At 59.3% G+C, this 9,724-nt stretch carries 9 protein-coding genes; 3 read left to right on the top strand and 6 right to left on the bottom strand.

Features of this window, described 5'->3' with window-relative positions; genetic code table 11:
* Positions 1-80 precede the first annotated feature (80 nt).
* From MLGJGCBP_RS11470 to catA, 6 genes are all read right to left on the bottom strand, one after another.
* A complete protein-coding gene (locus tag MLGJGCBP_RS11470) occupies positions 81-1,220 on the bottom strand; it encodes a glycerol dehydrogenase (protein ID WP_160095662.1) in 1,140 nt (379 codons plus the stop codon).
* 195 nt (positions 1,221-1,415) lie between these two features.
* Positions 1,416-2,648 (bottom strand): NAD(P)/FAD-dependent oxidoreductase, encoded by a 1,233-nt coding sequence (locus MLGJGCBP_RS11465; protein ID WP_160095660.1) that lies wholly within the window; start codon positions 2,646-2,648, stop codon positions 1,416-1,418.
* Positions 2,648-2,971, bottom strand: a complete 324-nt coding sequence (locus tag MLGJGCBP_RS11460; protein ID WP_160095658.1) for a bifunctional 3-phenylpropionate/cinnamic acid dioxygenase ferredoxin subunit — start codon at positions 2,969-2,971, stop codon at positions 2,648-2,650. Before MLGJGCBP_RS11460 ends, MLGJGCBP_RS11465 begins: the two co-directional genes overlap by 1 nt.
* 16 nt (positions 2,972-2,987) lie before the next feature.
* On the bottom strand, positions 2,988-3,551 hold the full coding sequence (locus tag MLGJGCBP_RS11455) for an aromatic-ring-hydroxylating dioxygenase subunit beta (RefSeq protein WP_160095664.1): 564 nt from the start codon (positions 3,549-3,551) through the stop codon (positions 2,988-2,990).
* A gap of 103 nt (positions 3,552-3,654) precedes the next feature.
* Positions 3,655-5,025: an aromatic ring-hydroxylating dioxygenase subunit alpha gene (locus MLGJGCBP_RS11450; protein ID WP_160095656.1), complete on the bottom strand. Its 1,371-nt coding sequence runs from the start codon at positions 5,023-5,025 to the stop codon at positions 3,655-3,657.
* Positions 5,026-5,096: 71 nt separating this feature from the next.
* Positions 5,097-5,942: a catechol 1,2-dioxygenase gene (gene catA, locus MLGJGCBP_RS11445; RefSeq protein WP_160095654.1), complete on the bottom strand. Its 846-nt coding sequence runs from the start codon at positions 5,940-5,942 to the stop codon at positions 5,097-5,099.
* Between the two features lie 622 nt (positions 5,943-6,564).
* On the opposite strand from catA, the gene MLGJGCBP_RS11440 reads away from it, so the two are divergent.
* From MLGJGCBP_RS11440 to catC, 3 genes are read left to right on the top strand one after another with little or no spacing between them, the layout of a single operon-like run.
* Entirely contained in the window at positions 6,565-7,482 is a 918-nt protein-coding gene (locus MLGJGCBP_RS11440; protein WP_160095652.1) for a LysR substrate-binding domain-containing protein, read from the top strand.
* Positions 7,472-8,572, top strand: a complete 1,101-nt coding sequence (locus MLGJGCBP_RS11435; RefSeq protein WP_160095650.1) for a mandelate racemase/muconate lactonizing enzyme family protein — start codon at positions 7,472-7,474, stop codon at positions 8,570-8,572. Before MLGJGCBP_RS11440 ends, MLGJGCBP_RS11435 begins: the two co-directional genes overlap by 11 nt.
* Positions 8,573-8,622: 50 nt before the next feature.
* On the top strand, positions 8,623-8,910 hold the full coding sequence (catC, locus tag MLGJGCBP_RS11430) for a muconolactone Delta-isomerase (RefSeq protein WP_160095648.1): 288 nt from the start codon (positions 8,623-8,625) through the stop codon (positions 8,908-8,910).
* Positions 8,911-9,724: the final 814 nt, after the last annotated feature.

Genomic DNA, 9,724 nt, shown 5'->3' with positions numbered 1-9,724 from the left:
CCAACTACATCGCCCGAAGCCTGCTCGAGACCGGCGGCTTCAGACCCCAACTCCTACACCCCCGATTGGGATGAGCCTGTTTAGTGTGCTACGTAGAATTTTGGTTCCGGAAGCTTGGCATCCGCCCTGACGCGGACGGCAAATCTCTCAAGTGAGATGAGGGCGCTAAGGACGTCGCCGCTGTTTACGTCGAAGGGCATCGAATGGATAGTCTCGCTGGGAACAGTGGCCGCGTCTGAAACTCTCTTCAGGGAGTCCCGGTCGTCAGATCGAAGTCCAATTTCGGTTAGCGTGGTAGGCAATCCGATTCGAGTGGTGAACTCGATGAAATCGCGAACGTCACTTGTGGGTGCCCCTTCAAGCATGAGCTGGGCGATGGAGCCGATGTTTACCTTTTCGCCGTGGGCAAGGCCGTGGGTTTCCGGAACGCCTGTCAAGCCGTTGTGGATTGCATGGGCAGCCGCCACCCCGCCGGATTCGAAGCCGATGCCGGAAAGTAAGGTATTGGCTTCTATGACTTTCTCCACTGCAGGCGTTACTTGATTGTCGCGGACGGCGTCTATGGCCGGCAGTGCGTTCTCCCACAATATGTTCCAGCTGAGTTCAGCAAGCGCAGTGGCCGCCAATGTAGGTGGCCCCCCCGCCATGGTCTGTGAATTTGACCGTGACGTTGCGCGGGCCTCAATCCATGTAGCAAGCGCATCGCCCACCCCTGCGATAAGGAGTGACACAGGAGCATTGGCGACGATTTGCGAGTCGACCAATACTAAGTCTGGGTTTCTGGGAAGGAAGCGATACTCGTGAAACTCGCCAGCCTCGGTATACAGCACCGACAGTGCACTGCATGGAGCGTCAGTCGAAGCGACGGTCGGACAATTTGCCCATCTGATCCCGGCGAGGTGTCCAGCGGCCTTAACTGTGTCAATGGCGCTACCTCCCCCAATTGCGACCGCTACGTCTGCACCGGTCCGTTTGATGGCATCAACGATGCGATTGATTTCGCCTTCCGTCGTAATCCCGTTGAAAGTTTCCCGTGTGAAGCTGAGGCCCGCACTCTCGAGCGCGTGTTCCACGTCATGGCCGACCAGGCCCCACACCAAGTCATCGGCCACGACAAGGGGCGTCGAACCGATAGGGCTCAAGTACCTGCCGAGCTGATGAATGGCGCCGGCTCCTTGAACGTACCGGCTAGGGCTGATGATGGCTCGAGGTTCATGCATTAAGTTACTCCTGTCGTATGGTCATACCTAAGACCTTCGGTCGTCCCAGTTTTGGTGTGGAAGACGCTGCGGTGATTGTCTTTGGCAGCAGCCGTCTGAGCTCTGCCTTGACGGGCGCGGTCTTCTCGGCGTTACGCGGCTTCGGTTGGCCATGGCGGTCACCCTTGAGCCTCATGCCGCTCCCGTTTATGCCACTCACACTGGCTGCTGCGCCGGGCGAGCCAATTGCCGCAGGGTTACGTTCATATCGCCGAGCTGCCCAGGGGACAACTCAACTCCGCTCTCAACAAGCCGCACGGCCATAGCGAAGTCTCGCGGGGCGTTTGCCGAGATTGCCGCTACCACGCGCTGGCCGGACAGTCTAAACAACTGGCCCGCACCGTCTTCAAGGGAACCTCGTGTGACGTACTCTCCGGTGCCAGCGATGTCGCCGATCATTTGCATCCGATGCCCGGCTATTTCGCTCCAGGACACAGGGATCTGAGGCGCATGAACAATGTTTCCCAGCATTGCGGAGGCCACTGCGGTGGCCTGTTTCTGACTGTTGATGTACGTTTCGAGTGACCGCTGACCTCCCGCCAGCAGCGGCCAGGAGGCTACGTCCCCGGCAGCGAACACCCCAGCAGAGGCGGTTTCGCCGGAGTCGTTCACGCTTATACCCCTGTCGCAGGCAAGTCCGGCCTGCCGGGCAATCTGCACGTCGGGCTCCGCTCCGATGCAAATAAGTGCGCTATCCGCAGGGAAACGACGGCCGTCGGTACCGATCACTGCATTCAGCCGGTCCTTCCCTTCGAATCCGGCCACACCGGTGCGGAGCGCGACCGTAACGCCAATTTCCTGGAGTCGGGCCCGGCACCAGCTGCCGATCCGGCGTCCCATGACACGTTCAAGTAGTTCATCTGAAGCCTCTAAGACCGTTACCTCGAGCCCGAGCTTCCGGGCCGTGGTTGCGACCTCACAGCCAATCAGGCCTCCACCCATGATCACAAGGCGTTTCCCCGGTTCCCAGTCCTGGCGAAGCCGCTGGACGTCCTCCAACGTTCGCAGGGTTTCTACGCCCAAGATGTCGGTTCCCGGGAAGGAGGGCACGCGCGGGCTGGACCCGGTCGCGATCAGGACGCGATCGGCCTTGAGAGACTTGCCATCATCCAGAAGAACCTCTCTGCTAGTGAGATCAATCCGTGTGGCGCGCCTGCCGAAAAGTGTCTCTATTTGCTCGTCTTCATACCAGCCGGCGGGCAACAGCGGTGGCGGATCGGCGAGGTCACCCCCAAGTACAGCTTTGGAGAGCGAGGTGCGGTCATAGGGGAGCACGTTTTCTTTGCCGACTAGCAGAAGACGGCCTTCGTACCCCTCCGAGCGAAGCGACTGTGCGGCGCTCACACCTGCGACACCGCTGCCGATGATCACGACATCGGAGATCCCCATCAGTTCGTCACTCCGCTGTCAAGATCGACCAACACGTCGTTCCCCTCAACCTTGACGACGAAAGTTCTCAACGGAGAACTAGCCGGCAGCGCCTTGACTTTGCCTGTCCGCACACAGAACTTCGCATAGTGAAGTGTGCACTCCACTATGCCGTCTTCGAGGAAGCCCTCCGAAAGGGCCCAGTTGTCATGGGAACACACATCCTGAACCGCGAAGAATTCTCCGTCGACATTGGATACAAGTATCGGTTCCGGGCCGCCTTCATAACGAAGCATCTCGCCTGGCGGCAGATCATTGCGATCACAGACTTTCGTGAGAGCCATAATTCTCCCTCCTTACTTAAAAGAAGAAACTCAGGTTATTGGATATAATTGTGCTTTGATCGATAAGAATCGTCCGTTTGGCAAGTTCGAACCCCGCTTCTGTATCCACGCGGCGTATGATGTCCTTGCGTTCACCTGCAAAGATGTCGACTTGACGTTCAAGCCGATTCCTGTAAACGATGAAGACGTTAGAAATGTGATATTCACCCGGATTTTCACCGGGAACAATCATTACGTTTGAAATCACGTGGCGCGTACGCGAGGCCGGGTTCTCTGACCAGCTGACGTCGGAGGTGATCTTGCGAAGACGTCCACGCATCATGTGAGCGTTATCGTCGAAATGCGCATACTCCCTGGCGCCGGTATATTCCAGGTCGGTTTCACGCATAATGTGTGTAGTCCTGATTGGCATGAAGTAGTGAATATCTTCCGCCAGCAGCTCAAACCACTCTGGGAAACGTCGGTCATTGAGAAGTTTCGCCTCCCAATAATAGAACTGCTCTATCTCCTGCTGCAGAGCGAGGTCAACCGGGGCGGGCTTTGTTTGGAAAGATGCATAGTCTTTAGCGGCGTCAAGCATGATTTCTCCCGTATTCATTCTGGGGTTCATTACAGATGGATTGAGCTAGTGAACGTTCCGCTGCGGGCGTCAGTCCGGCGCCCGCAGCGGGTTCAGTGAAGGTTTATTCCGCTGCCCCGGGCCGGGTGGCATTCAATGCAGCCCAATCTGGGGATGTCATCATCCGGACCCATTGGTTGTACAGACCACGAGCCGCGTTCTCGCTGTAGACGTAGCTCAGCTCGCCTGGGTAGTCAGGATTGTCTGTGTCAATCTGTCCAAGCCCCATTTCCGAGTTGAAAGGGCGGCTGCGGGCCTTGTGTCCACGCAGTACGTGCTGGATTTCGACCCAGTTTTCTCCATCATCCTGCTCGAAAACACCGCCGGCTGAGAATGTGCGCAGCGTCTGCTTACGGAATTCTTCCTTGATCTCATCAGGCGCATCTGCATCGACGATAGTGAAGGACCAGACTTCGATCTCGTTAGGTCCGCGGGGATGCCAGGTGCGAACGGTGTTGACGCCGGGTAGGAACGAGCACGTCGGGAAGACCGTCATGTGCTGGAATATCATGGGGTCGCCGCGATCTGCGGCTCCCAAGCGTTCAATCGCCTTTTCGGCGGCGGGCCCCTTCGTCCAGTACTCAGTGATAACCGGGCCCATCATGGCGATCATCATATTGGGGTCGCCGAGGTAGAACCCGCTACCGTGGCCGCCCCAGGGGGCGCGATACTGCATACCCGTCGTCGGCAGCGCCAGGTCGCTCAATTCAACATCTTCAGGTAGCCCTGCCAGAATGCCCGAAAGATGGGAGGTTGTGCCGGCGTGGTACATATCGCTGCAGAACTGTTCCGCAGCAAACTTCCAGTTGCATGGAATGACCCACTTCTGAATGCCCGGGATTGCTTCGGTGCCCGCTTCGGTTCTGTCCAGCATATTGTCCATGTAGAACTTTGCTTCACCCAGGTAGGTGTCCAGATCAGGGGCATCGGCATCCCAGTTGGCAAAGATCAAGCCCTTGTAGGTCTCGACCCGGGCCTGAAGGGGGCCCCAGTCTCTTTTCTGCAGGTTCGGGAAAGCCTCATCCGCGAAAGGCACACTTACCAGGTTGCCGGCCGTGTCATACGCCCAACCGTGATAGCTGCAGGTAAAGGATTTGGCGTTACCTCCGTCCGCGCGACAGATCCGCATGCCGCGGTGGCGGCATTGATTAAGGAAAACCGAAATTCCCCCATCTTTCTGACGCGCAACAATGACAGGATCTTCACCCATGTAGTTGGTGATGTAGTCCCCGCGTTTGGGGATCTGTGTCTCATGTCCCAAGAGCAGCCATGACCGGCCGAATACCCGCTCCAGCTCCTGCTGGTACAGCGCGTCGTCGGTGTAGATGCGGGGGTCGATCCGGCCGGTCTCATCGTCAATGAGAGCAGCAATGTCCGCGTCGGACCATTTCACTTTCGGCCCGACAGGTACGTCGCTATTTATTGTATCGGTCACAATTTTTCCTTTCGCGAGGTTAATTTAGATCTGGACGTCGATCACGTCAGGATCCCTGGGTCCTTCTTCGATCAGGCTGGATCCAGGATGAAGTCGTAGGTGACTTCGCGTCCGGCGCCGTCAATCCGATCTGTGGGAGCCAGGATGAGCTCGGGTTTGACCGCCGAGGCGATGTCGTCGGTGAGGTGTTCATCGCCCACGAAGTACAGCTGAGTGGTGATCAGCCGGTGTCCGGAAGCCGCTACTTTCAAGTGCAGGTGGGCGGGACGCCAGGCGTGCCAACCTGCCGCGGCGATGAGGGCTCCGCAGGCGCCGTCCGTAGGGATCTGATACGGCGCGGGCTGGATGGTGTTGATCTGGTACCTGCCCTCGGAGTCCGCGATCACGGTACCGCGGAGGTTCCATTCCGGCAGGCCGGGGGCGAACTGGGAGTAGAAGCCCAGGTCGTCGGCGTGCCACAGTTCGATCAGCGCGCCGGCCAGCGGTTCGCCGGAGACACTGCGGACCTGCCCCTGGAACAGCAGCGGGGTGCCCGGTTCGTCTTTACGCATGGGCAGCGTGGCCGGGGTGTGCTGCGACGGTGCGTTGGGGATGTAGTACGGGCCCTCGATGGTGCCCTTGGAGCCGTGCCGGTTGGCGTTGGCGACGTCCTCGACCGAGTGCTCTACCCAGACGTCGAGGAACAGCGGCCACTCACCGTCTTCGCCGACCTGGATGAGCCAGGCCTTGAAGGCGTTGTACTCCTCGTAGGTGACCTTCTCGTCCAGAACGGCGTCGTTGATGGCCTTAATGACCCGGCCGGCGAGGGTGCTGACCCGCTCCTGACTCGAGGTCGCCGTGAACTGCTTGTTCTCCCTGAAGCGGGCGGTGGCCCCTGCGCCGGAAGCGGCAGCGCTGGCATGGGTTTCCGTCGTCATACTGACTCCTTTGTCTATGCACGGTCTCCGTGCAGGGGCGGACTGGAACGCCCCGTGATTTCGAATCGCTGCCGTGGTACGGATCACATGCGGACGTTCTGCGATAGTAGACCGGGAATTATTCAATGAGAAATATTCATTTGCGCTTGATTGATATCCTCTGAATATGAATAAGGTCTGCGCGGACGATATGTCACTGACTTGGCGCAGGAAACGACAAAACGCCATCCGGCTGGGTAAAGGGAGGGGCGGTAAATCCGCGATAAACATCAATCACACGATGAGCCGTGGCAAGCTGCCGCCACCTGCAGGCCTGATACGTCAAGGAGACCAGGATTTCGTCGCACACAGGAAACTGTCCATAGCCTGGGGAGACTTGAACACCGGCCGCACGTGTCGGGCAGACGCCGGCCGCGCAGATGCCGCCGGCGGCGGCCAAAACGGGTCCTCTCGCGATATTTTCTTGGCCGAGACAGCGGGCCGCGCTGGAAGCGCAGAACACCTTTTAGGACTTGAATCATCTCAGCGAGGCGCAAATAAGTATTTCTTTTTACTAAAAATCCTTCATATGCTGGTCTCGATACGGCAACTCGCCGTGGGAAGAGCCCGCTGAGAGGATTCGATGGAGACGCGACACCTCAGGTACTTCATTGCCGTGGCTGAAGAACGGCATTTCGGCCGCGCTGCGCTCCGACTGCACATGGCGCAGCCGCCGCTCTCCCAGCAGATCCGGCAGCTTGAGGACCAGTTGGGGACGCCGCTGTTGCTCCGCACCACCCGAAAGGTGGAGCTGACGCCTGCCGGACGGCTGCTTCTGGACCGGGGCCGGGTGTTGCTGGATGAACTTGAAGTACTGGAATCGGACGTCCAGCAGGTGGGTGCAGGCGCAACCGGCGTTATCCGGGCTGGCTTTACCGGGACGGCCACCTATCGTCTGATGCCCATCGTGGTGCAGGCGGCCCGGCGCAGTCTGCCCGGGCTGCGGATCACAGTTCAAGGCGAAATGCTGACGCCGCAGATGGAGACAGCCCTCGAGGAAGGGCGCCTCGACATCGCCGTCCTCCGACCGCCGGTCCGATCCGGCATGGTGGCACTCAAGCTGCTGGAGCAGGACCAGCTTGTGGCCGCACTTCCTGCCGATTCCATGCTCGCGGAGAAGGGCACCCTGGAACTCGAGGATCTGGCTGAGCAGGATTTTATTAGCTACCCCAGCTACTCGGCGGTCAGTAGTATCTTCGTTGACGCTTGCCGCAAGGCCGGTTTCCAGCCGCGGCTGGTCCAGGAAGCCAAGGAAACTTCCACCCTCCTCTCGCTCGTGGCGGCCGGCATGGGGGTCGCCCTGGTGCCCATGACGTCCCGTTTGTTTTCCTTTCAGGGCGTGGTCTTCCGGCCGCTGCGAAACCCGCTGCCGGTTGACCTCGCCGTGGCGTGGAACCGCAACAACGAGACGCCGCTGCTGCGAAGCTTCCTGACCCTCTTTGATTCGCTCCCCACTTTCCAGCCTGCAGGCGCCGCAAAGGATTCTTCCCATGAAAATTGAACGTATCGAGGCGATCCCTTACGCCATTCCCTACGCATCGCCGCTGAAATTCGCCAGCGGCGAGGTGGACACCGCTGAACATGTGCTGATCCGGATCCACACGGACACCGGCATCTGCGGACTGGCGGACACTCCTCCACGCCCCTACACCTACGGTGAAACGCAAGACTCCATCATCTCGGTGGTGACCAAGGTCTTCGCCCCGCAACTGATCGGTCTGGATCCGTTGGACCGCTCAAAGGTCCAGCAGATTCTCCGCCGCACGGTCCACAATCGCACGGCAAAGGGTGCCCTGGACATCGCCCTCTGGGATGTCATCGGAATTTCCCTTGACACTCCCGTCCACAAATTGCTGGGCGGCTTCACGGAGAGCATGCGCGTTTCGCACATGCTCGGATTCAAACCGGCCGCCGAACTGTTGCAGGAAGCCCTGCGAGTACGGGAGTCATACGGAATTAACACCTTCAAGCTCAAGACCGGGAGGCGGCCGCTGTCCCTGGACGTCGAGGCGTGCCACGTGCTGCGCGAAGGCCTGGGCGAGGACACAGAGATCTATCTCGACGCCAACCGGGGCTGGACGGCGAACGAAGCCCTTGAGGTGCTGCGACGGACCGAGGGGCTTGGTCTGTCCATGTTGGAGGAGCCGTGCGACGCCGGTGAAGTCATGGGCCGGAGACGCCTTGTGGAGCAGTCGAAAATTCCGATTGTGGGCGACGAAAGCGTTCCCACCCTCGGTGACGTCTCCCGGGAACTACTGTCCGGGGGCAGTAATGCTATCTGCATCAAGACCGCACGGAGCGGCTTCACCGAGGCCCAGCAGATCCTTGGCCTGTGCGAGGGTCTGGGTGTGGACGTCACCATGGGTAACCAGATCGATACTCAGGTGGGAAGCCTGGCCACGGTGACGTTCGGCGCGGCGTTCGAGGCTACTTCCAGACGCGCGGGGGAGCTATCCAACTTCCTGGACATGACCGACGACCTTTTGGCCGAACCTCTTGAGATCCGCGACGGCGCCATCCGCGTCCGCGAGGTGGCCGGCGTCGGAGCGCAAATCGACACCGACAAACTGAAAAGGTACCGGCAAAACTAACCATCCCGGCGGCCCCGGCCGTTTCCTACCCTGACCGCTTGGAGAAACACATGCTTTATCTGGTCCGAATGGACGTCAATATCCCGCTGGACATGCCCCGGGAGCAGGCAGAGGCCATCAGGGCCGAGGAACGGGAGTATTCCCAGCAGCTGCAGCGTGATCGCCGCTGGGTGCATTTGTGGCGGGTGGTGGGGGAGTACTCCAACTACTCCGTGTTCGAGGTGGCAGACAACGACGAACTGCACGCCCTGCTTTCCGACCTTCCCCTGTTTCGGTACATGGCGATCAAGGTGACGCCGCTGGCTAAGCACCCGTCCGCCATCGATGAGCCCCAGTAGCAGGCTCTGGTAGGACAGGTAGAGCTCGCATTCATATGCAAAATTCTTCAATAAGGCTGAAATAAGTATTTCCCGTCGATCAATTACCGTCCTAATAGGTGACGCCAAGGTGGAGGTAATCAAGATCACACACGGCAACGAACTGCCTGCGTGGTCCCCCAGTGGTAGACGGCGAGGCCTTCCTGCCGGGATTACAGTCCCGGGTTTCTTCTATCTGACGGCCTGTGCCACAGGGCCGGGTACTGAGCCCCGGTGGCCCCCAGTGGTCGCGGACCGGATCGCCTGAGCGGTAATGGCCGTGGCATGGTCAGCTTTGGCGAACACCGGGCCGGTGGGGCGGACAGACGTTTCGGGTGTTCAGGTGCAACTCGACAAATCGTCCGGTTGCCTATGTGAAAGGGTTCTACCGGCCAACCCCGCCGCTAGGCTGCGGTGCGGATCGTGAACACTCAGGTGGTTGATCTGTTGGTCCATCGGTAGAAGCCTTGGAACGGCAGGAGATCGACAGCTGGCGGGGTGGGGTCATCGGACGGCTGGGCCAGCCGTGCGGAGTTCCCTCAGAAGGAAAGCTCGATGCCCTGAAATCGCATGACTGGTAGCGGAACAGATGTGGCTAATGATTACAGCACCCGCATTCTCCGTCTTTTTCGTACCCCCTATAAGGAGTAAGAATCGGGGTTGTTGGCCGAGCACATGAAAAGGAGGATGTACCCGGCTTTGAATAGCGGTCTTTTGCTGGCTCTTCCCAGATGAGGGTGTAGGTCGGCCGGGCGCGTCGGTCCGCAGATAGACGTCGAGGTCTCCCGACGATGGA

The sequence above is a fragment of the Rhodococcus sp. T7 genome (genome assembly GCF_009872365.1).
Classification (GTDB): domain Bacteria; phylum Actinomycetota; class Actinomycetes; order Mycobacteriales; family Mycobacteriaceae; genus Rhodococcus_F.
The sequence above is the reverse complement of the archived record's forward strand: the minus strand, read 5'-3'. Positions and strand labels throughout refer to the sequence as shown.

What these genes read in the sequence shown, in the direction of transcription:
- MLGJGCBP_RS11470 (WP_160095662.1), bottom strand. Translation starts at nt 1,220, where the DNA reads ATGCATGAACCTCGAGCCATCATCAGCCCTAGCCGGTACGTTCAAGGA.
- MLGJGCBP_RS11435 (WP_160095650.1), top strand. Translation starts at nt 7,472, where the DNA reads ATGAAAATTGAACGTATCGAGGCGATCCCTTACGCCATTCCCTACGCA.
- MLGJGCBP_RS11460 (WP_160095658.1), bottom strand. Translation starts at nt 2,971, where the DNA reads ATGGCTCTCACGAAAGTCTGTGATCGCAATGATCTGCCGCCAGGCGAG.
- MLGJGCBP_RS11440 (WP_160095652.1), top strand. Translation starts at nt 6,565, where the DNA reads ATGGAGACGCGACACCTCAGGTACTTCATTGCCGTGGCTGAAGAACGG.
- MLGJGCBP_RS11465 (WP_160095660.1), bottom strand. Translation starts at nt 2,648, where the DNA reads ATGGGGATCTCCGATGTCGTGATCATCGGCAGCGGTGTCGCAGGTGTG.
- catC (WP_160095648.1), top strand. Translation starts at nt 8,623, where the DNA reads ATGCTTTATCTGGTCCGAATGGACGTCAATATCCCGCTGGACATGCCC.
- catA (WP_160095654.1), bottom strand. Translation starts at nt 5,942, where the DNA reads ATGACGACGGAAACCCATGCCAGCGCTGCCGCTTCCGGCGCAGGGGCC.
- MLGJGCBP_RS11455 (WP_160095664.1), bottom strand. Translation starts at nt 3,551, where the DNA reads ATGCTTGACGCCGCTAAAGACTATGCATCTTTCCAAACAAAGCCCGCC.